This is a genomic window from Hyphomonas johnsonii MHS-2, from assembly GCF_000685275.1.
Taxonomy (GTDB): domain Bacteria; phylum Pseudomonadota; class Alphaproteobacteria; order Caulobacterales; family Hyphomonadaceae; genus Hyphomonas; species Hyphomonas johnsonii.
Genome location: NZ_ARYK01000006.1, coordinates 98,300 through 118,371 on the forward strand (window position 1 = coordinate 98,300; position 20,072 = coordinate 118,371).

A 20,072-nucleotide genomic window follows, 5' to 3' on the forward strand; every position below is an offset into this window, starting at 1 on the left:
GCTGGTGCGGGTGGGGGAAGGGGGCAGACACGGTCCCTTTCGCTTTGCGCCCAAGTGGGCTAGGCGACGGGGCCGCATTTCGCATCAAGGGCTGCTCCCATGCAAATTGGCATCGATTTCGGCACGTCGAACACGTCCATCGCCTTTTGCGGCCCGGACGGAACCACCTTGATCGCGCTCGAGCCGGAGACGACATCGATCCCGACGGCGGTGTTTTACGGATCGGAGTCCGGCGAGTACGCCATCGGGTCGCAGGCCGTGGCCGCATACGAGTCAGGCGAGGATGGCCGGCTGATGCGCTCGATCAAGTCGGTGCTGGGCTCGTCCCTGATTGACGAGACGACGGAAGTGGGCCGCCGGCGGCTGCCGTTCCGCGATGTGATCGCACATTTCCTGCGCCGGGTGATTGCCGATGCCGAGGCCCTGACGGGCCAGCGCGTCGACTCCGTGATCCAGGGCCGTCCGGTGTCGTTCAACGACAAGCATGCCGACCTGGACAGGCGCGCCCAGACCATCCTGGAAGCCTGCCTGCACGAGGCGGGCGTTGCGCGTGTCGCCTTCCTTGACGAGCCGGTGGCGGCGGCACGGTCTGTGGCGTTCCCGAGCGGACGGGAAAAGCTGATCTTCGTGGTCGATATCGGCGGCGGCACGTCTGATTTCTCGGTCGTGCGCATATCGCCGGACAATTCCGGGTTCGATGTGCTGGGCAGCGCGGGCCTGTATGTCGGCGGCAATGATTTCGATCACCAGCTGAGCTTTTTCGAACTCTCCCGCCTGTTCGGGAACTGGGAGACGCTGGAACTGAACAACTTGCCGGCCCCCTCGACGCCGTATGCGACGCTGTCGGACTGGAAGAGCCTGAACAAGCTGTACACACGCGACATCCGGAAACAGATCAGCTGGATGATCCTGAACAGCCCGAACAGCAAGGCGATCCGGGCGTTCGACCATCTCGTGCACAACCACGAGGCGCACACCTATGCCAAGCGCACCGAGCAGATCAAGATCGGCCTGAGCGACACGCAACAGCAGACATTCGTCTATGATACGCCCGAGGCGCATCTGGAGCGGCTGGTCGAACGCCAGACGTTCGAAGAGTTGATTGACAGTGCCGTGACCAGGATGGACGCGGTGGCGGTGGACTGCCTTGCGCGGGCGGGTGTGGCGCCCGACCAGATCACCGACATCGTCATGGTGGGCGGGTCCACCTTCATCCCGCTGGTGCAGGAACGGCTGGCAGGGCGATTCAGCAATGCCGCCCTGTCAGCCAATGACCGCTTCGGCGCCGTCGCCAAGGGCCTGGCCCTGCATGGGGCCGCAACCCGCTAACGTGCGAACGGGCTCGCACTGGCCCCGTTTCCCCTTGCATCCGTTCGGCAGGCTGGCCGCCTAGATCGCGGCCAGGACAGCGGACGGCTTGATCGGGATGTGGCGCAGGCGCGCGCCGACGGCATTGAAGATCGCATTGCCGATCGCCGGGCCGACGACGGTGGTCGCCGGCTCGCCGAGGCCCACGGGGACTTCGGTACTGTCGACAAAACTGATGTCGAGGTCCGGCACGTCGGCGAGGCGCAGCGGCGTGTAGGGGCCGAGGTTCAGGTCCTTGACCTGTCCGTTCACGAACTCCGTGCCCTCGTGCAGTGCAAGAGAGAGGCCCCAGAGCGACGCGCCCTGCATCTGGGCCAGCGCGCCGTCAGGATCGACGATGGTGCCGGCATCGGCCACCAGGGTCAGCTTCTCGGCCGTGACGCGACCGCTGGTGCGATCGACATGAACCTGCGCTGCGCAGGCAACCCAGGTTGGCATCCCGCGCTCCTGGCCGAAACTGGTCGCGAGACCGATCCCGGTATCGGCCGGCAGTGGCTTGCCCCAGCCGGCTTTGGCGGCGCAGCGGCGCACGACTTCGGCCTGGCGCAGCGCGCCGCCGACAGCGTTGGGCGCCGAGCCGGCATTGAGGCCGGCACCGTCGAGCAGGCTGAGCCGGAATTCGACCGGGTCCTTGCCCAGTGCGTGGGCGGCCTCGTCCATGAAGCTTTCGAGCGCCCAGTTGGTGAAGCCGGGGCCGACCGACCGCAGCCAGCCCGGCCGGAACGCGCTGTTGGCGAGATCATTCGAGACAGCCCGGACGCGGTGGGCGCCGACTGTGTACCAATGGTCTGCGCCGCTGATGGCAAACGGGTCATAGGCGACGCCATTGGTGCCGTTGGGCATGAAGAAGGGGGCCATGACCTGGGTCGGCCAACCGGCGGCGACATGCTGTTCCATGCCGGTGACCTTGCCGTCGGCGTCAGCCGCCAGCCGCAGCCGCTGGACGCTGGGCGAGCGCACGGAGTCCATGCGGGTATCGTCCTCGCGGGTGAGCACCATCTTGACCGGCTTGCCGAGCACCTTGGCGGCGAGGGCGGCCGGCACGGCATAGTCGCCGTTCAGCCGGCGACCGAAACCGCCGCCGAGCCGGTAGGTGCGCATGACGATCTTGTCTTCGGGCATGCCGAGCGCCGTTGCCAGCCAGGGCAATACAAGGCTCTGCCACTGGTTGCCGGTGTGGATTTCCATCACGCCGTCTTTTTCAAAGGCCAGCGCATTGACGGGTTCGAGGTGCATGTGGAGCGCCGTGCCGGTCGTGTAGGTGGCTTCCACCCTGGTCGCTGCGGCGGCGAAGGCGGCCGTCGTGTCGGTCACGCCGGTGTCGAGAATGGCGCCTTGCGACGGATCGTCGAGCAGGCTGCTGGCATGATCCTGGATCTGCTTTTCGGAGACCTTGGCTGTCGGGCCGGGGGTCCAGTCGACCTTGACGAGGTCAACTGCCTTGATGGCCGCCGGATAGGTGTCGGCGATCACCATGACCCAGCCTGTCACGGTGCCGGACGGGTCGTCGATCACGAGGCTCTGCTGGTAGCCCTTGACCGCTTTCGCCGCGCTGTCGTCGACGGAATTGACTTTCGAACCATTGCGCGTCGGCGGCATGATGGGGCGGGCATAGACCATGCCGTCGACCTTGGCGTCGATGCCGTAGAGGGCCGTGCCGTTGGTCTTTTCCTTGATGTCGCGCGCCATGACCGGCTTGCCGATCAGGCGGCGGTCGGCGGCGGGCTTGACGGGGAGCGCCGCCAGTTCGTCGGGCGTGAACGTCCTGGTGACGCCCTTGCTGACGATGTCGGCATAGCTGATCTTCTTGCCGCCGGAGATGACTTCCCCGTTGCTGGCGGTGCAGGTAGCGACATCGACGCCGAGGGCGGCGGCGCCGGCCTCGATCAGCGCCGTGCGTCCGGCCGCACCGGCCTGCGAATAGATCGGGAAGGTCTGCCAGACAGACCAGCTGCCGCCGGTGACCATGAGACCCCATTTCGGATCGGTGTCGACCTGCTTGATGCGGACATTGTCCCACGGGATTTCAAGCTCGTCGGCGAGGATCCGCGCGAGCGCCGTACCGACATGCTGGCCCATTTCGGCGCGGATGATGTTGATCGTGGCGATTCCGTCGGCGCCGAGGGAAAACCAGAGTGTGGGCGCATAGGGCGCGGCATCGATCGTGGTTGCGTCGCTGGGGGCGTCTTTCGCGCCGCAGGCGGTGAGGAAGCTGAAGGCGAGGCCGCCGCCGGCGGTGGTGATGAGAAAGCCGCGCCGCGAGAGAGCGGTCGGGGCGGCATCGGATGGGCGTGTGAAGCGTGACATGGGTCTCAGCCTCCCTTCATGGCGTTGGCAGCCTGGCGCACGGCCGTCCGGATGCGGGTATAGGTCATGCACCGGCAGAGGTTGCCGGTCATGATCGAGTCGATATCGGCGTCCGACATGTCCGGGTTTTCGGCGAGCGCTGCAGCCGCCTGCATGATCTGGCCCGACTGGCAGTAGCCGCATTGCGGTACCTGCAGGTCTTGCCAGGCGACCTGGACGGGGTGCGCGCTGTTCGGATCAAGGCCTTCAATCGTGGTGATGTCTTCGCCGTCGACGGAACTGACCGGGGTGATGCAGGATCGGATGGCCACGCCACCGACATGGACCGTGCAGGCCCCGCACTGGCCAATGCCGCAACCGAACTTGGTGCCGGTGAGGTTGGCTTCGTCCCGGATTACCCAGAGCAGGGGCGTGTCGGGATCGGTGTCGATCGTGAACGGTTTTCCGTTGAGTTTGAAGCTGGTCATGTTTTCTCCACCCATGTCTGCCGATCATGGCAACCGGGACTGGCGATGCCGGACCTGGCCGGCCTGGCGTGGAGTCGCGATGCGGACCGGAGTCGGTTTGCCTGCCAATTCATTAACGCTCGTAGGCAGGAGGGCATATTCGCGCAATTCAGCGACGTGTCCAGCGCGCAGGGGGCCCGCGGACTTCACTTTCTTGTTTCAGCGGTGGTGGCGGATTGCCAGGCCTGGAACTGCCGCGCCACACTTGCGACACGGAATCATGCCCATATGGTGCACCCGTCAGAGGAGAATTGACCCATGCGTGCCATGTCTGCCGTGATCGTATCCCTTGCCGTGCTCGCGATGAGTGCGGTGCCCGCCCTGGCCCAGGAGGGTGGCAATACCGACGAAATGGATTCGGCCCTTGCCGCTGGCTGGAAGGCTGCGTTCACCTGTTCGGGCCTGTTCACTGCAGGCCAGACGCTGGCCGAGATCGAGGACAACGAACTCGACGGGATCTACCAGGACTACCAGCGCGCCTATGACCGCCTGCCGCCTGTCAGGGTCGACACTGCGATGAAGACGGTTTCGGTGACCTATTCGCCTGACATGCCGCCGCGCATTGCCGCCTGGCGGCCCGGATATGGCTGCACCCAGCTGCCCATCGGGGCCGGTGAGGGCGCGATCGCCTACCTGCCGCATTTCACCACATGGCCGATTGTCCCGAGCGAGGACCGTGGCAGTGCCATCGGCGCGAACGTCAAGGTCTCGTTGCGCACTGAAGAGGCCGAACGGCTGGACCTGCCGGTCTCGTCGGCCTTTGACGAGCGGACCTATGGCAATGGCACGCGCACCAGCGCCGTCGTGGTCGTGCGTGACGGCCAGATCGTCGCCGAACGCTATGCGCGGGGCATCGATCACGAGACCCCGCAGCGGACATGGTCGGCCGGCAAGTCGATTGCCGCGACGATCCTCGGCGTCGCGCGGCGCAACGGGCATATCGATATCGATTATCCGGCAGTGATCTCGGCCTGGAACAATGGCGCCGACCCGCGCCGGGCGATCACGATCCGCAACCTGATGCACATGGCCAGTGGGCTGGACAGCGGCGAGAGCGGCTCGCGTACCGACCGGATCTATTTCGGTGGCGGACGCGTGGTCGACCAGGCCGCAGGCAAGGTGCTGGAGGCCGTGCCCGGCACGCGCTTCAAGTATGCCAATGACGACACCCTGATCGCGATGCGGGCGTTCCGCGAAGCCCTCAAGGATGATGATGCCTTCCATCGCTTCCCGTATGAAAAGCTGCTGACGAAGATCGGTGCGGTGCACACGACCATGGAAATCGACTGGAACGGCGACTTCATCGCGTCGAGCCAGGTCTGGTCGACGGCACGTGACCTGGCCCGCGTCGGCCAGCTTTACCTGCAGGATGGAATGTGGGGCAATGAGCGCCTTCTGCCGGAGGGCTGGGCTGAATTCGTGCGCACGCCCGCCCCTGTGCAACCTGCAACCGGCCCCGGCTATGGCGCGCAGTTCTGGCTGATGAATGATGCGGCCGGCGTTCCGGAAGGCACGTTCTACATGGCAGGCAATCGCGGCCAGTATGTCGTCATCGTGCCGTCAATGAATGCGATCATCGTGCGGCGCGGCTATGACGTGAACGGCGGCGCACGGTTCGACATCAACAGCTTCACGCGCGACGTGCTGCTGGGCCTGCAGGCCGCCGAGGATGAGCGCGCCGCGCAGCTCGCCACGGCCGAAGCGGAATCGGAAGAGGCCGAGGCGAAATTGCCCTACAAGGAACGCATCAAGCAGCGCTTCGGGCAGTAGGCACGCTGCGATGACGGGGGAAGGCAAGCCTGCCTGCCTGGGCTAGGCTGGGCCTGCCATGCCGGACAGCGCCGCCCCCGTGTTTACCCTGCCGGACCCCTTCGCGGGCTGGTTTGCCGCGCGTGGCTGGCAGGCGCGGCCACACCAGCTGGCGCTGACCGAGGCGGCGCTGGAGGGCCAGAGCGCCCTGCTGATCGCGCCGACGGGAGGGGGCAAGACGCTGGCAGGCTTCCTGGCCAGCCTGATCGAACTGAAGGAGAAGGCGCGCGCATCGAACACCGGCATTCCGGCGCTGCACACGCTGTACATATCGCCGCTGAAGGCGCTGGCGGTGGATGTGCAACGCAACCTGATGGCGCCGCTTGGCGACATGGGCCTGCCGATACGGATCGAGACGCGCACGGGCGACACGCCGAGCCATGTGCGCCAGCGCCAGCGGCGCAATCCGCCCGACATATTGCTGACGACACCGGAACAGCTCGCCCTGTTCGTGGCGTCGGACCATGCCCGGGATTTCTTCGCTGACCTGAAATGCGTGATCGTCGACGAGGTGCACGCGATGGCAGCCTCCAAGCGCGGGGACCTGCTGGCGCTGGGGCTTGCAACGCTCAGCGGTTGGGCCCCGGCCTGCCGCTTCATCGGCCTTTCGGCGACCGTGAAGGAACCGGAGGAACTGGCCCGGTGGCTGGCGCCGGATGCCCGCATCATCCGCGCCGAGGGGGGCGTGTCGGCGGAGGTGGATATCCTGGTCTCGCGCGAGCACATCCCGTGGTCAGGCCATTCCGGACGGTTCGCGGTGCCGGAAGTGTACGAGGCGATCAAGCGCTCGAAAATGGCGCTGGTGTTCGTGAACACGCGGAGCCAGGCCGAGGTGATGTTCCAGGAACTGTGGCGGGTGAACGACGCCAACCTGCCGATCGCGCTGCACCACGGGTCGCTGGCGAAGGACCAGCGCGTGCGGGTGGAGGCGGCGATGGCGGCGGGGCAGCTGAAGGCCGTGGTCTGCACCTCGACACTCGACCTGGGCATCGACTGGGGCGAGGTGGACCTCGTGATCCAGATGGGCGCGCCGAAGGGCGCGGCGCGGCTGGTGCAACGGATCGGGCGGGCGAACCACCGGATGGACGAGGCGAGCCGGGCCGTTCTGGTGCCGACCAACCGGTTCGAAGTGCTCGAATGCCGTGCGGCCGAGGCGGCCGTGGAAGCCGGGGAGATTGACGGCGACGGCCTGCGGCAAGGTTCGCTCGACGTGCTGGCGCAGCATGTCATGGGCCGGGCCTGCGGCGACGGGTTCGAACTGGCGCCCCTGTACGACGAGATCGTGCGCGCCGCGCCCTATGCGGGCGTCGACTGGGAGACCTTCGAGCGGATCGTCGATTTCGTGGCGAGCGGGGGCTATGCACTGAAGACCTATGACCGGTTCCACCGGATCGTGCGGCGGCCGGACGGGCGCTGGGTGGCGCGCACGGCGCAGGATGCGCAGCAGCACCGGATGAATGTCGGGGCGATTGTCGAGGCCGTGCAGTTGTCGGTGCGGCTGGCCAATTTCGTGGGGAAGGGGGCGGCAGCGGTCGGGGAAAAGCGAACGGTGCGGGCCGGGCGAAAACTGGGCGAGATCGAGGAATATTTCATTTCAACGCTGGTGCCCGGCGACACGTTCCTGTTCGGCGGCGAAGTGTTGCGCCTGATCGGCGTCGAGGGCCTCGACGTTCTCACCGTTCGGGCGGTGGGTGAGAAGCCGGCGATACCCTCCTATAATGGCGGGAAGTTTCCGCTGACGACGTTCCTTGCCGAACGGGTGCGCCAGATGATCCATGACCCGGCGCAGTGGGATGCGCTGCCCGGGCCGGTGCGGGAGTGGTTCGCAGTGCAGGTGCGCCGCTCAAGCATTCCGCCACCGGATCATTTGCTGGTTGAAACCTTCCCGCGCGGCGAGCGGCATTACATGGTCTGCTATCCGTTCGAGGGGCGGCTGGCGCACCAGACGCTGGGCATGCTGCTGACGCGGCGACTGGAGCGGATGGGGGCCAAGCCGCTGGGCTTCGTGGCGAGCGAATACGCGCTGGCTGTCTGGGCGATGGACGACATGAGCGGGCTGGACATGGGCGATCTTTTCCACCCGGACATGATGGGTGACGATCTCGAAGCATGGCTGGACGAGAGTGCGCTGATGAAGCGGACCTTTGCGCATTGCGCGCAGGTGTCGGGCCTGATTGCGCGCAACCTGCCGGGCAAGGAAAAGAACTCGCGCCAGATCAGTTTCTCCAGCGACCTGATCTATGACGTGCTGCGCAGCCACGAGCCGGACCATATACTGCTCCAGGCGGCGCGGCAGGATGCGGCGACCGGCCTGCTGGATGTGCGGCGTCTGTCGGACATGCTGGTGCGCATTCGCGGCAAGATCGATCATGAGACGCTCGACCGTATCAGCCCGTTCGCCGTGCCGGTGATGCTGGAAATGGGCCGGGAGCCGGTGTTCGGTGCATCAGCGCAGGACGCTGTGCTGGGCGAGGCGGAGGCCGACCTCGTGCGCGATGCGATGCGGGACTAGATCAGGACGGGCGCTTGGCGATGACCGCCGGACCCGCCGTCCAGGCTGAAACATGCCGGAACACGGCATGGACCAGGCGCTTCCATGCACCCAGGCGCCGTTCCGAAATCTCGGCAAGGGCGAAACAGGCGATCAGCGCCGCGGTGGCCATCAGGGCGGGGTGCAGCACGCTGGCGCTGTCATAGCCCGGCAGGCCGTGCAGGAATGTCAGGATCGGATAGTGGAACAGGTAGAGCGAGAAGGTCGCGCCGGCCGCCCAGCGGATCGCCGTCTCGGCACGGGCACTGATCCAGGTGGCTTCCCGCGCAAGCCGGTACACGCCGAGGAAATGCAGGGCCATCAGGACGGCGATCAGGAAGTTCCAGATGAACTCATCGGAAAAGCCGAGAATGGAATTCGGCGGTGCGACTTTGCCAAGCAGGATATAGGTCAGGTTGGCCAGGCGGGTGGGCAGGTGAATTGCCTGCGCGCCAGCGTAGAGGATCCACGGGACCACGGCCAGCAGCCAGCCGGTTGCTCTCGACAGGGCCTGCGCGTGGCCCTTGTGAACCGCCTGCTGCAACAGGACGCCGAGCAGCCAGCACGGCGCCAGCAGCAGGACGCGCGGGCCGACAATCGCCGCCATCAGCAGGAGCAGCAGGACCCGGACACGCCCGCGGCAGAACACGGCGACTCCGAACCCGGCATAATACCAGGCCTCGTAGGCGACGGACCAGAAAGGGCCGTTCGAGCCGACGCGGGTTGCGTCGAACCAGACCTGCGTCGTGAACGTCATTGCCTGCGCCAGCTGGCCGGCGCGGTCTTCGCCATTGTACCACCAGCCTGCGTAGGCGGCCGGTTCGATCCACGTGCCGAGCGTGTCGAGGGCGAAGGTCAGGACCAGCGCCGGGATGATCACCGAATAGAGGCGGGCGAAGCGGGCCTCGGCATAGGCAGCCGGGCCACGGTTGCGGGCGAAGGTCGTGTAGGCGATCACGAACCCGGACAGGACAAAGAAGACCACGACGGCGTCGCTGCCAAGATTGAGGTCGCGGATCCACTGCATGTTGCCGCCGGTGAAGCGGGCATACCCCATGTGCGAGGCGAACACGACCAGCGCCGCAAGGAAGCGCAGCGCATCGAGATAGAGGGAAAAGCCGCGCGTCATTTCGCGAGCCCTGCCTTGGCGGCAGGGGCAGGGCGGGCGGACTGGCGCAGCACGTGTGCCGCTTCAGTGAAGGGCACGGCATACGCCGTGACGAGCGAGGTGTGCACTTGCGGTTCCGGGTGGCCATTGGCGTCGGCAACGCCGTAACGCAGCTGTTCGCGGCCTTGCGGAATGTACAGCGTGCCGAAGGCCCAGTCCCAGAGGGCGAACATCAGGCCGTAATTCCTGTCATGGTGTTTCGGGTCCAGGGAATGATGGACCTGGTGCTGGGCCGGGCTGATGAAGATGTGGTCGAGCACCGGGCCGTAGTCGAGCCAGATGTGAGAGTGGCGGAGCGCGCCGCCGGCAAGGTTGAACACGGCAAAGAACACGCTGATCCCGAACAGGGTGGCGATGTCGAACATGCCGAAAAGCCCGTAGATCACGCCGATGACGGGCGCGATGAACAGTGCTGCGACGAGGTCGAGCAGCAGGTCAAAGACCGGGTGGTTGCGCTTGGCGGTGAGTATCGTCAGGTGCTCGGCGCTGTGGTGCAACTTGTGGAACGGCCACAGCAGCGGGCTTTCATGATGGAAGCGGTGCGTGACGTAATAGGCAAAATCTGCGGCGAGCGCTGCGACGAAGGCCGCGAGGAACAGCATGGGCACCGGAAGCGTGCCGTCAGTACCGGGATGCAGGCCGGTGCCGACCGCGTCGGCGACGAATGCCACGATCACAAACTGCACCCCGCGCGACACCACGGCCCGCAGGGGCTGGAACAACTTGTTGGCCAGGAAGACCTTTACATCAAGCAAGGACGAGCGGGACAGGTAGATGCGCGCTGGCGTCAGGTAGGCGGCAAGGCCGGTGAAGCCTTTCTCGCGGATGGATTTGCGGTTGAAGGCATAAACAAGTGTGCCGAGAAAGAGGAAGGCGGCGAGACCCGTCCAGTGCGTACGGTCGCCGGTGCCGACCGGCAGCAGGTCGAACAGCCACTGGCCCACGCGCTGCGCAATGCCCAGGGCATCACTCGCGGAGAGCGCAGATTCGGCCATTGCATACGACTCCATCACGGTTTGTTATTTTCTGTCGCGTCCGCCAGTTGTAGGAAAACAAGCTTAAAACCATGTAAAGACAGGTGATTGTTGGGGACCGGGCGTTGCTGGCGCCACCGGGCGACGTTCAGCCCCGAGCGTTCTCAGGATGTGGAACAAGGATTTGACCCGCCCCGCCGCCCGGTCCAGTTTCACCTGCATGACCGCTGCCGCCACCCGCCCGTCCGAAACGCTGTTGCACATTGGTGGCGAGATGCTGCTGCCGCTGCCGGAAGGGGCGCTGTGGTGGGCTGCCGAGCGGGTGCTCGTCGTGTCCGACCTGCACCTTGAAAAGGGCAGCGCCTATGCGGCCCGCGGCCAGATGCTGCCACCTTATGACACGGCCGCGACACTGGATGTGGTGGAGCGGCTGTGCGCGGCCCTTTCGCCCCGCACCGTGATTTCGCTGGGTGACAGTTTCCATGACCGGGCCGCCGAGCTGCGCCTGCCAGCCCCCTACGCGGCGCGCATCCAGGCGCTGACCGGGGCGCATGACTGGGTCTGGGTGGAGGGCAACCATGATCCCGATCCGCCGGCGCATCTTGGTGGACGCGCGGCGAAGTCGCTGCGGATCGGCCACCTCGTATTCCGGCACGAGCCGACCGGCGAGGCGGGCGAGATTGCCGGGCACCTGCATCCGGCGGCGAAGGTGAAAGGGCGCGGGCGCATGGTGCGGCGACGCTGTTTTGCCAGCGACGGGGCGCGGCTGGTGATGCCCGCCATGGGCGCGCTTACAGGCGGCCTGAATGTGCTGGACGCGGCCTTTGCGCCACTGTTCCCGGAGGGCCTGATGGCGTTCGCGCTGGGCGGCGAGCGGGTGTTTGCCGTGTCGGCCAAAAGCCTGGTGCCGGATGTGGCGAACGGTGCGCGGTGGCGGCTCTAGCCCGTCCAGGCGACGCCGAGGACGATGCGCCCGGTGATCATGGCGATGAAGACGAGCAGGATGGCGATCCACACGCCGAGCACGCTGGCCGTGATGCGCCAGCGTTTGGGCGGCAGGCCCTGCAGCAGGAAGGCCGCGATGCCTGCGATGTTGATGCAGACAAGGTTGGTGGCGAACAGGAACAGGCCGCGCAGGCCGAGTTCGATATCGCCCTGCCCGAAATAGAGCCCGGCGGCGGAAAGCGGCGGCACCAGGGCGACGGCGATCATGACGCCGACCAGTGATGCCGAGGCGCCCTTGTTGAGGGCCATCACGCCGGCCGCACCGGAGGCAAGGGCCAGGGCGATGTCGCCGAGATGCACGATTGTGCGGTTGTAGAGTTCCGGCGTGCGTGGATCGAAGTCGATCACCAGGCCGAGCAGGGTGGTGAACACCAGCACACTGACGGCACCGACAAGGAGCGTGCGCCCGGCGCGCCAGGCGAGGGCGCTGTTGCCGACAGTGGCGGCGAGGGCGAGGGACAGGGTGGGGCCGAGCAGGGGGGCGATGACCATGGCGCCGATGACGATGGCCGTCTGGCCGCTGCGCATGCCCAGCGCGGCGATCAGGGCCGAGAGGATGACCGTGATCAGGTATTCCGGCGTCAGGGCGATGGAATCGACAACATCATCATAGATCTCGTCGGTGCTGCGCCGGTCGCGGCTGAGGAAGCGCTCGATCGGGGTGGGCGGACGCACGGGTTTACCGTGGTCTGTTCCGGCCACTTCCGGTTCCTGCAGTGGCGGGATGACGGCCTGCAACTCGACGACGAGGGCGACGAACCCTTCATTGTCATGCAGGGCGTTGCTGAGGCGCTTGAGCAGGTTCTCGACATCGTGGCTGAGCACGATGGCAGAGAACTTTTCACGTCCATCGGGAACGGTTTCCTGCCAGAGGCGGGCGCTGCAGCTTTCGAGAATGCTGCGGGCTTCGTCCACGTCGACATCCTGGACAAACACTTCGACGAGGCGTGATGACATGATGGCGGACTCTCAGGGACAGGTGTTTGCCCGGTTCAAACCGGATGGCTGCAAGAGGCCTACGCGGAACACTATGTCTATGTCCATGCGCGTCCAGCTTCGATAGGCGGCCCGGCAAGGCGCTTGACAATAGGGTTTTATTCCTATTATCCGTTGAGGCAGGACAGGACAGGGCGCGTTCCATGCAGCATCGGGATATCTGGCGGGGGATTGACCAGCTGGCGGCCCATCATGGCCTGTCAGCCTCCGGCCTCGCCAGGCGGGCCGGGCTTGATGCGACGGCGTTCAATCCTTCCAAGCGCGAAGGTGCCGACGGGCGGCCACGCTGGCCCTCGACGGAAAGCCTGGCGCGCGTGCTGGAAGCGGTTGGCAGCGGGTTTGATGATTTCGCCGCCCTTGTGGAGGGGCGCCGGGGGGGGCTCGCGCCGCTGATCGGTTTTGCGCAGGCCGGGCAGGACGGCTTCTTTGACGATGCGGGCTTCCCGGTGGGCGGCAGCTGGGAAGAGGTGCGGTTTCCGGGCCTCGGCGACGAGCCGGTCTATGCGCTGCAGATCAGTGGGGATTCGATGGAGCCGGCCTATCGCGCCGGCGACCGGATCATCGTCGCGCCGGGCGCCGAGGTGAAGCCGGGCGACCGGGTCGTGGCGAAGACGACAGGCGGCGAAGTGATGGCCAAGGTGCTGGCCCGGCGCAATACGCGCAGCGTGGAACTGGCCTCGCTGAACCCGGATTACCCGGTGCGCAGTTTCAAGCCGAACGAGATCGCGTGGATCGCGCGCATATTGTGGGCGAGCCAGTAGGGCATGACATATCTCATTCTCAAGGCGCTGATCTCCGGCATCCTGATCGCGGCGGTGTCCGAGATTGCCAAGCGCAATCCCGGGTTCGGGGCGCTGGTCGCCTCGCTGCCGCTGGTCTCGGTCCTCGGCATGATCTGGCTGTGGCGCGACAAGCCGGATGTCGCGACCATGGCCGATCATGCCAGCGCGACGTTCTGGTATGTCCTGCCGTCGTTGCCGATGTTCCTGCTGATCCCGGCCCTGTTGCGGCAGGGCTGGGGCTTCTGGCCGTCGCTGGTGGCCGGGTGCCTTCTGACGATCATGCTTTACCTGCTGATGACGTGGATCGGCCCCAGATTCGGGCTCAGGCTCTGATCGTGCGGCCAGCAGGATGGGGCGTTTTGCAACATGCCGCTCGGGAAGCGCTTTGCATGTCGGGTGAAAGCAGGCGAATAAACGGACATGACCGACACGTCTCATGAAGAACCCACACCGCAAGTCTCGCTCGACCCCGATGACTGGGACGCCTTCCGCGCGCAGGCGCAGCGCATGCTGGACGCCGCCATCGACCGCATGCAGGCGAGCCGGCAGGGCCGCGTCTGGACCGAACTGCCAGCCGAGATCAAGGACACGCTGAAGGCGCCGCTACCCCGCGAGGGCTGGGGCACGGATGACGTCATCGGCCGGATGGAGGCCCTGTTGCCGTATGGCGCCGGCAATACCAATCCGCGCTTCTTCGGCTGGGTGCACGGGTCCGGCACGCCATCGAACATCCTGGCGGAAATGGCGGCCTCGTCGATGAATGCCAATGTCGGCGGGCGCGACCATGGCGCGATCTATGTCGAGAAACAGGTGATCCGCTGGTGCCGCGAACTGTTCGCGTTTCCCGAGACCGCCAGCGGAATCGTCGTGTCCGGCACGTCTATGGCCACGATCATCGCGATCAAGGTGGCGCGGGATGCGCGCCTCGATTTTGCCAGCCGCAAGGCGGGCGTCTGCGGGCATGGCCTGGTCGGCTATACGTCGACCGAGGCGCATTCCTGCGTGGCGCGGGCATTCGACCTTGTCGGCCTCGGCACGGATGCCCTGCGGCGCATTCCGGCGAATGACCGGCTCGAGATCGACATGGACGCGCTGAAGGCGGCGATCGCGCAGGACCGCGCGGCGGGCCTGACGCCGTTCGTTGTGGTCGGCACGGCGGGCACGGTGAATGTCGGCGCGATCGATCCACTGGACCAGCTTGCAGATCTCGCGAAAGACGAGAACCTCTGGTTCCATATTGATGGCGCGTTCGGCGCGCTGGGCGTGTTGTCCGAGCGTGTGCGGGGCCGGCTGACCGGGATCAGGCGTGCGGATTCCCTGGCCTTCGATTTCCATAAGTGGATGCACGTCAATTATGATGCGGGCTTTGCCCTGATCCGGGATGAGGTGTTGCATCGTGCGGCCTTCACCGACCGACCGGACTACCTGAAAGCCAAGGATCGCGGGCTGGCGGGCGGCAACCCGTGGCCGGTGGAATACGGGCCGGAGCTCTCACGCGGGTTCCGGGCCTTGAAAGTGTGGGCGCAGCTGGCGGAGTTCGGGACCGACCGGCTGGGGCAGATGATTACCCGCAATTGCGATCAGGCGGCGTATCTGGGCGAGCAGGTTGCCAGCACGCCGGGGCTGGAATTGCTCGCGCCCGTGGCGCTGAACATCTGCTGTTTCCGGCATGTCGTCGATGGGCTGCCCGGCCCTGTGCTGGACGCGATGAATGACGAGATTGTCATCCAGTTGCAGGAGCAGGGCATCGCCGCCCCGTCGACGACCCAGCTGCACGGTCGCACGGCGATCCGGGTGAACATCACCAATCACCGCACGGCGCGCAAGGATCTCGATATCCTGCTGCGCGAGATCGTGCGGATCGCCGCGTCGCCGGAAGTGGCCGCTGTGCGGGAAGCTGCTCGGCCAGCCTGAGGGCGGCGCCTTCCGCCAGACCGTGTCACAAATCCGGAGGCTGTTTCGTCATGGAGGCAGCAAGAAGGAGAAAGCCCATGTGGCGCGTGATATTGTTTGCGATAGCGATACTGAATTTCGTGCTCGCTGCCTATTTGTGGTTCGCACCGCATGCCTGGTATGAGGGCACGCCCGGCGTTGCGATGATGGGGCCGTTCAACCTGCATTTCATCCGGGATGTGGCACTGGCCTACCTGGCCAGTGCGGCGGCGCTCGGCTGGGGCGCCTGGAAGCGCGATGTCACGGCGGCCGTGTTCGGCGCGGCCTGGCCCTGTTTCCATGCCCTGTTCCATGTCTGGATCTGGCTGGGGCGCGGTGTGCCATTCGATGAGATCGCGCTGGTCAACCTTGTCGGCATCCAGGTGCCGGCCTGGCTGGCCCTGACGGCGGCCCTGCAGTTTCAGTCCGGGCGGGCGGGTCGATGATCCGCTGGTTCCTGAACAGGCAGGCGCGCGCATTCGGCCGACGCTACGATTATGACACGGCCTACATGCATGACGTGATCAACGCGGCGCCGAAAGCAGGCATGCGCATGGCGGCGTTCCCTTATGCGACCGGCTTTCGCGGACCACCGGAGGCGGGTGAGGTTGTTGCCGGCGCCATGCTGGCATCGACGCTGGACGGTGATTGCGGGCCGTGCGCGCAACTGGTTGTCGACATGGTCACGCAGGCGGGTGGCGACCCGGGAAAGCTGAGGCTGTGTGCCGAGGGCATGGATGCAGAAGCTGGTGATGTCGGCATGGGATTTCGCTTTGCGAAAGCGGCGATCTCCGGTGATCCGCTGGCGGATGACTTGCGCGCCGAGATCGAAGCCCGGTTCGGGAAGGAGGCGGTCATCGCCGCAGCGTTCGCGGCAGCGACGGGGAGGTGGTATCCTGTGTTCAAACGCGGCCTGGGTCACGGCGCAGCCTGCACACGGCTGCGGTTCGGTGATCGATCAGTGAATGTGCTCACGGTGTCATGAATACGGCGACGGCGATCTTCGAGGCGGAACGACCGAAGCTGACCGCGCTCTGCTACCGGATGCTGGGTGAGCAGGCCGGCGCCGAGGATGCGGTGCAGGACACGTGGTTGCGGTGGTCTGCAGTTGAACCTGATGCGATTGACAATCCGGCGGCCTGGTTACGCCGCGCAGCGACGAATATTGCGATAGATGCCCTGCGATCGGCGCGCGCCAAGCGGGAGGTCTATCCGGGGCCGTGGCTGCCCGAACCCCTGTTTCACGGTCAGGCGCAGGACGCTGGTGCGCGGTTCGAAATCGCACAGGAATGCGAGCTGGCATTGTTGTGGGCGATGGAGCGCCTGAGCCCTGCCGAGCGCGCGGCCTTTATCCTGCGCGAAGCATTCGATGCAGGATATGACGAGATCGCGGCGACGCTTGGAAAGTCGCAGGCGGCGTGCCGGCAACTGGTCAGCCGGGCGCACAGGCGCCTGCAGGAAAGCGGTCCGCGCTTCGACGCGCCGAACACCCAGGTGCGTGAATTGATCGCCCGGTTCCTGGCGGCTGTCGCCAATGAGGATTTCGAGACCGCCACCCGGTTGCTTGCGCCTGATGCCGTTGCGATCAGCGATGGCGGGCGCAAGGCGCGGGCGGCGCTGCGCCCCCTGATTGGCGCGGAGGAAATCATAACCGTGTTCGCGTCGGTGATGCGCAAATCCGGCGCCGAGGTTGGCTGGCGGCTGGAGATGGCAAAGGTCAATGGCGCACCGGCACTGGTGCGCTGGCTGGGAGGGCGGGTGGACATGGTGCTGACGCTCTCGCCGGACAGCGCCGGGCGGATTGCCTGGTTCTACATGATGCGAAACCCCGACAAGCTGCAGGGTGCGCCAGCCTACCAATAGGTTTCCATGATCGCCTTCGCCCAGTCGGGTTCGCGCAAGACCCCGCGCGGCTGGAAGCCGGACATGACAGGCTTGATGTCGAGCACAGGCGTGCCGTCAATGGCGTCGAGCCCCTTGAGGTGGAGGACGGTCCCGTCAACGGACAGGATCTCGCAGACCGTGGCACCGAGCCGATTGGGACGGTTCTTGCCGCGCTGGGCGAAGATGCCGATCTTCGGCCAGTCCGTGTTGCCGCGCGGGTGGCGCGCGCCGGTCACGATCTTCTCGTCCGGCACCTGGTCGAACAGGAAGATCACTTCGGCATGGGAGAACGTGTCGAGGCCCATCAGCGCCTCGTGGTCGAACACGGCCGTATCGAGTTCGATACGGGTCGGAACGGCGTCCCAGTCATCATCGATCGGGTCTGACCGGTCGCAGCGGACAATGCCGACCGGTTTGAGCGTGAACGAGCCTGCCATCGCGATTCTCCTTGTGGGGCGCCCGTGCCAGTCTAGGCATAAACGGTGAATTCCACCATCCGTCCCAATATCCACTTGCCGTAAGGTCAGAGACGCGCCACAAGCGCTCCCCATGGATTGGGGAAAATTAAGATCATTTCATGCTGCGGCGGAAGCCGGCAGCCTGACCTCCGCGGGCGATCGGCTTGGCATTTCGCAGTCGGCTGTCTCGCGTCAGATCGCCGCGCTGGAAGAGCAGCTCGGCGTTTCGTTGTTCCAGCGCCATGCCCGCGGGCTGGTGATGACCGACAGCGGGCACACGCTGTACCGGTCGACGATGGAAATGGCCGCAGCAGAGGCGTTGGCGACGACCGCGCTCAAGGACCAGAAGGAAACACCACAAGGCGAGCTGATCGTGTCGGCCCCGGTGGCCTTCGGCTCGACCTGGCTGGTGCCACGCCTCGGCGGCTTTGCCCGCAAGCACCCGGACCTTCACCTCGACCTGCGCCTCGACGACAAGGAATACGACCTCCTGAAACTGGAAGCCGAATGTGCGATCCGGCTCTGGGCAGCCGACAAGGCCGACCTGATCCAGCGCAAGCTCGGCACGGTGGCGACAAGCCTGTACGCCTCGCCGGAATACCTGAAGGAGAAGGGCGTCCCGCGCACCCCGCAGGACCTCGATAATCACCGCATCATCGCGTATGGCGACGAGGCCTCGCTGCTGCACGTGATGAGCTTTGCCAGACGGGTGGGGCGTGATGACAGCCCGCCGCGGCCAGCGGCCCTGAAGGTGAACAACGTGTTCGCCATGCTCCGGGCCGTCGATGCCGGGCTCGGCATTGCCGATGTGCCGGACTACATGGTGGCCGCGATGCCGCGCCTGGTGAAATTGCTGCCCGAGCATATCGGGCCGATCTTCGATCTGTATTTCGTCTATCCGAGCGATTTGCGCCGGTCCAAGCGGGTTGCGGCATTCCGGGATTTCGTGACCCAGGAAACGGAACCCCTGCGCAAATCACCCATGCGTCACCGGTAGTGCCAATTCTGTAAGGCTGCAGAAATGCATGGGTGAACTGCGGCGACGCAACTTGCGCAGCGAGTCGCAATGATTATGTAGGGTGCATGCCAAGGGTCCCGGGCATTTCCCGATCCTTCCTCCGATTGGGCGTTTCCTCCCCCTTCGGGACCCGATACTCAAGCCCGGCGCGATCCTTCGCTGCCGGGCTTTTTTTTTGCCTGCCACTCAGCCTCCCGTGACGTGGCTGTAGAAGATCGACACCCCGATCGCGACCAGGACAAGGCCGCCGCCGATCTCGGCGCGCTGACCGAAGCGGACGCCGAGCGCCGGACCGATGGAAAAGCCGAGCGTGCTGATGACGAACGAGGTGAGGCCGATGGCGAGGGCGAGCCAGGCGCTGGTGCCGGCAAGTGCCATGGCGACACCGACAGCGGCGGCATCGACGCTGGTGCCAATTGCGGTGAGGAGGGTGAGAAGGGGGGAGGCGCGCTGCTGTGCGGCGGGCTCGCCGGGCACCTCGTCGGGATGATCGCCAAGGCCTTCGCGGATCATGTGCGCGCCAATGGCGGCAAGCAGGATGAGGGCGATCCAGTGGTCGACGACTTCGGCATACGCCGCGACGCTGCGGGCGAGCCCCCAGCCGAGCAGGAACATGAGGCCTTCGCTGAGGCCGAAGACGGCGCCGACGCGGACGGCCTGGCCGATATTGTGCGTCCGCTGGCGCGATCCGCGCGCCAGGGCGGCGGCGAACGCATCTGTCGACAGGGCAAGGCAGACCAGCGCCAGCGTCAGAAAAGCGTGAATCAAGGGGCGGTCTCCAGATCAGGGGCCGCCCCCCGATTGTCACAGGTCTGGCGCCGACGCTAGAGGTTGGCGCGCAGCATCCATGCCGTTTTTTCCGAAATGTCGGCGCGGCGGGTCATCAGGTCGACGGTGACAATGTCGTTATTGTCCTCGGCAATCTTGAGGCCTGCCTTGGCGGCGCGGCTGATCGCTTCGTGACCCTTGACGAGATTGGCCAGCATCGCGTCGGCGTCCGGCACGCCATTGTCGGGCTTGATGGTCGCGTTCGCCATCATTTCCGCCGAGGAACCGGGCGCGAAGTGGCCAAGGGCACGGATGCGTTCGGCAATTTCGTCGAGGGCGGTCCAGAGCTCTGTATACTGGGTCATGAACATGGTGTGCAGCGAATTGAAGCGCGGCCCTGTCACGTTCCAGTGGTAGCCATGAGTCTTGACGTAAAGCGCATAGGTGTCGCCGAGCAGAACGCGCAGCGCCTGGGCGGAAGATTCGCGGGCTTTTTCGTTGAGGCCGATATCAATGGGCATGTGTGTCTCCTGTATAGATGCATTCCATACGTTGCAGATGGTGATT

19 protein-coding genes are annotated in these 20,072 nt (G+C 65.6%); 11 read left to right on the forward strand and 8 right to left on the reverse strand.

The features are described from left to right. Positions 1 to 99 precede the first annotated feature (99 nt). Positions 100 to 1,329 carry an Hsp70 family protein gene (locus HJO_RS12650; RefSeq protein ID WP_035617403.1) on the forward strand — a complete coding sequence of 410 codons (1,230 nt, stop codon included), beginning with the start codon at positions 100 to 102 and terminating at the stop codon, positions 1,327 to 1,329. A 60-nt stretch (positions 1,330 to 1,389) separates the two neighbouring features. Here the strand turns inward: HJO_RS12650 and HJO_RS12655 are convergent, their stop codons facing one another. Both HJO_RS12655 and HJO_RS12660 read right to left on the reverse strand, forming a co-directional pair. Then, positions 1,390 to 3,675, reverse strand: a complete 2,286-nt coding sequence (locus HJO_RS12655; RefSeq protein ID WP_035617405.1) for a xanthine dehydrogenase family protein molybdopterin-binding subunit — start codon at positions 3,673 to 3,675, stop codon at positions 1,390 to 1,392. A 5-nt stretch (positions 3,676 to 3,680) separates the two neighbouring features. Further along, the gene (locus HJO_RS12660; RefSeq protein WP_035617407.1) at positions 3,681 to 4,142 is read right to left on the reverse strand and encodes a (2Fe-2S)-binding protein; all 462 of its coding nucleotides are present in this window, start codon (positions 4,140 to 4,142) and stop codon (positions 3,681 to 3,683) included. Positions 4,143 to 4,439: 297 nt separating this feature from the next. Between HJO_RS12660 and HJO_RS12670 the strand changes: the two genes are divergently transcribed. Next, on the forward strand, positions 4,440 to 5,951 hold the full coding sequence (locus tag HJO_RS12670) for a serine hydrolase domain-containing protein (RefSeq protein WP_051618574.1): 1,512 nt from the start codon (positions 4,440 to 4,442) through the stop codon (positions 5,949 to 5,951). Positions 5,952 to 6,009: 58 nt separating this feature from the next. Next, positions 6,010 to 8,502: a ligase-associated DNA damage response DEXH box helicase gene (locus HJO_RS12675; RefSeq protein ID WP_035617412.1), complete on the forward strand. Its 2,493-nt coding sequence runs from the start codon at positions 6,010 to 6,012 to the stop codon at positions 8,500 to 8,502. Between the two features lies 1 nt (position 8,503). Here the strand turns inward: HJO_RS12675 and HJO_RS12680 are convergent, their stop codons facing one another. Beyond that, entirely contained in the window at positions 8,504 to 9,649 is a 1,146-nt protein-coding gene (locus HJO_RS12680; protein ID WP_035617415.1) for an acyltransferase family protein, read from the reverse strand. Further along, a complete protein-coding gene (locus HJO_RS17830; RefSeq protein WP_051618575.1) occupies positions 9,646 to 10,683 on the reverse strand; it encodes a sterol desaturase family protein in 1,038 nt (345 codons plus the stop codon). The genes HJO_RS12680 and HJO_RS17830 overlap by 4 nt, the downstream gene beginning before the upstream one ends. Positions 10,684 to 10,846: 163 nt before the next feature. Between HJO_RS17830 and pdeM the strand changes: the two genes are divergently transcribed. After that, positions 10,847 to 11,605 carry a ligase-associated DNA damage response endonuclease PdeM gene (gene pdeM / locus HJO_RS12690; protein ID WP_241764744.1) on the forward strand — a complete coding sequence of 253 codons (759 nt, stop codon included), beginning with the start codon at positions 10,847 to 10,849 and terminating at the stop codon, positions 11,603 to 11,605. Here pdeM and HJO_RS17835 read toward each other — a convergent pair. Then, a complete protein-coding gene (locus tag HJO_RS17835) occupies positions 11,602 to 12,624 on the reverse strand; it encodes a TIGR00341 family protein (RefSeq protein WP_051618576.1) in 1,023 nt (340 codons plus the stop codon). The genes pdeM and HJO_RS17835 overlap by 4 nt on opposite strands. Positions 12,625 to 12,806: 182 nt before the next feature. Here HJO_RS17835 and HJO_RS12700 point away from each other — a divergent pair, with 182 nt between their 5' ends. The 6 genes from HJO_RS12700 (at position 12,807) to sigJ (ending at position 17,240) form a co-directional block, all read left to right on the forward strand. Further along, the gene (locus tag HJO_RS12700; protein ID WP_035617417.1) at positions 12,807 to 13,424 is read left to right on the forward strand and encodes a S24 family peptidase; all 618 of its coding nucleotides are present in this window, start codon (positions 12,807 to 12,809) and stop codon (positions 13,422 to 13,424) included. 3 nt (positions 13,425 to 13,427) lie between these two features. Continuing rightward, positions 13,428 to 13,778, forward strand: coding sequence for a DUF3147 family protein (locus HJO_RS12705; RefSeq protein ID WP_035617420.1), 351 nt, complete (start codon positions 13,428 to 13,430; stop codon positions 13,776 to 13,778). Positions 13,779 to 13,865: 87 nt separating this feature from the next. After that, the gene (locus tag HJO_RS12710; protein ID WP_051618577.1) at positions 13,866 to 15,359 is read left to right on the forward strand and encodes a pyridoxal phosphate-dependent decarboxylase family protein; all 1,494 of its coding nucleotides are present in this window, start codon (positions 13,866 to 13,868) and stop codon (positions 15,357 to 15,359) included. 77 nt (positions 15,360 to 15,436) lie between these two features. Beyond that, complete coding sequence (locus tag HJO_RS12715) at positions 15,437 to 15,823, forward strand: hypothetical protein (protein ID WP_035617423.1); 387 nt, start codon at positions 15,437 to 15,439, stop codon at positions 15,821 to 15,823. Next, positions 15,820 to 16,362, forward strand: a complete 543-nt coding sequence (locus tag HJO_RS12720; RefSeq protein WP_035617429.1) for a hypothetical protein — start codon at positions 15,820 to 15,822, stop codon at positions 16,360 to 16,362. Before HJO_RS12715 ends, HJO_RS12720 begins: the two co-directional genes overlap by 4 nt. Further along, a complete protein-coding gene (gene sigJ, locus HJO_RS12725) occupies positions 16,359 to 17,240 on the forward strand; it encodes an RNA polymerase sigma factor SigJ (protein ID WP_035617431.1) in 882 nt (293 codons plus the stop codon). Before HJO_RS12720 ends, sigJ begins: the two co-directional genes overlap by 4 nt. On the opposite strand, the gene HJO_RS12730 is transcribed toward sigJ, so the two are convergent. Further along, a complete protein-coding gene (locus HJO_RS12730; RefSeq protein WP_035617434.1) occupies positions 17,231 to 17,698 on the reverse strand; it encodes an SAM-dependent methyltransferase in 468 nt (155 codons plus the stop codon). The genes sigJ and HJO_RS12730 overlap by 10 nt on opposite strands. Positions 17,699 to 17,810: 112 nt before the next feature. Between HJO_RS12730 and HJO_RS12735 the strand changes: the two genes are divergently transcribed. Beyond that, positions 17,811 to 18,716 carry a LysR family transcriptional regulator gene (locus tag HJO_RS12735; RefSeq protein ID WP_035617436.1) on the forward strand — a complete coding sequence of 302 codons (906 nt, stop codon included), beginning with the start codon at positions 17,811 to 17,813 and terminating at the stop codon, positions 18,714 to 18,716. Between the two features lie 207 nt (positions 18,717 to 18,923). Here the strand turns inward: HJO_RS12735 and HJO_RS12740 are convergent, their stop codons facing one another. Together HJO_RS12740 and HJO_RS12745 are read right to left on the reverse strand one after the other, a co-directional pair. After that, positions 18,924 to 19,505: a manganese efflux pump MntP gene (locus HJO_RS12740; RefSeq protein WP_241764745.1), complete on the reverse strand. Its 582-nt coding sequence runs from the start codon at positions 19,503 to 19,505 to the stop codon at positions 18,924 to 18,926. A gap of 56 nt (positions 19,506 to 19,561) precedes the next feature. Further along, a complete protein-coding gene (locus tag HJO_RS12745; protein ID WP_035617438.1) occupies positions 19,562 to 20,026 on the reverse strand; it encodes a Dps family protein in 465 nt (154 codons plus the stop codon). Between the last annotated feature and the right edge of the window lie 46 nt (positions 20,027 to 20,072).

Bases quoted from the DNA above. Each gene is read 5' to 3' on its own strand.
- HJO_RS12650 (WP_035617403.1), top strand. From the start codon at position 100: ATGCAAATTGGCATCGATTTCGGCACGTCGAACACGTCCATCGCCTTT.
- HJO_RS12655 (WP_035617405.1), bottom strand. From the start codon at position 3,675: ATGTCACGCTTCACACGCCCATCCGATGCCGCCCCGACCGCTCTCTCG.
- HJO_RS12660 (WP_035617407.1), bottom strand. From the start codon at position 4,142: ATGACCAGCTTCAAACTCAACGGAAAACCGTTCACGATCGACACCGAT.
- HJO_RS12670 (WP_051618574.1), top strand. From the start codon at position 4,440: ATGCGTGCCATGTCTGCCGTGATCGTATCCCTTGCCGTGCTCGCGATG.
- HJO_RS12675 (WP_035617412.1), top strand. From the start codon at position 6,010: ATGCCGGACAGCGCCGCCCCCGTGTTTACCCTGCCGGACCCCTTCGCG.
- HJO_RS12680 (WP_035617415.1), bottom strand. From the start codon at position 9,649: ATGACGCGCGGCTTTTCCCTCTATCTCGATGCGCTGCGCTTCCTTGCG.
- HJO_RS17830 (WP_051618575.1), bottom strand. From the start codon at position 10,683: ATGGCCGAATCTGCGCTCTCCGCGAGTGATGCCCTGGGCATTGCGCAG.
- HJO_RS17835 (WP_051618576.1), bottom strand. From the start codon at position 12,624: ATGTCATCACGCCTCGTCGAAGTGTTTGTCCAGGATGTCGACGTGGAC.
- HJO_RS12700 (WP_035617417.1), top strand. From the start codon at position 12,807: ATGCAGCATCGGGATATCTGGCGGGGGATTGACCAGCTGGCGGCCCAT.
- HJO_RS12705 (WP_035617420.1), top strand. From the start codon at position 13,428: ATGACATATCTCATTCTCAAGGCGCTGATCTCCGGCATCCTGATCGCG.
- HJO_RS12710 (WP_051618577.1), top strand. From the start codon at position 13,866: ATGACCGACACGTCTCATGAAGAACCCACACCGCAAGTCTCGCTCGAC.
- HJO_RS12715 (WP_035617423.1), top strand. From the start codon at position 15,437: ATGTGGCGCGTGATATTGTTTGCGATAGCGATACTGAATTTCGTGCTC.
- HJO_RS12720 (WP_035617429.1), top strand. From the start codon at position 15,820: ATGATCCGCTGGTTCCTGAACAGGCAGGCGCGCGCATTCGGCCGACGC.
- sigJ (WP_035617431.1), top strand. From the start codon at position 16,359: ATGAATACGGCGACGGCGATCTTCGAGGCGGAACGACCGAAGCTGACC.
- HJO_RS12730 (WP_035617434.1), bottom strand. From the start codon at position 17,698: ATGGCAGGCTCGTTCACGCTCAAACCGGTCGGCATTGTCCGCTGCGAC.
- HJO_RS12735 (WP_035617436.1), top strand. From the start codon at position 17,811: ATGGATTGGGGAAAATTAAGATCATTTCATGCTGCGGCGGAAGCCGGC.
- HJO_RS12745 (WP_035617438.1), bottom strand. From the start codon at position 20,026: ATGCCCATTGATATCGGCCTCAACGAAAAAGCCCGCGAATCTTCCGCC.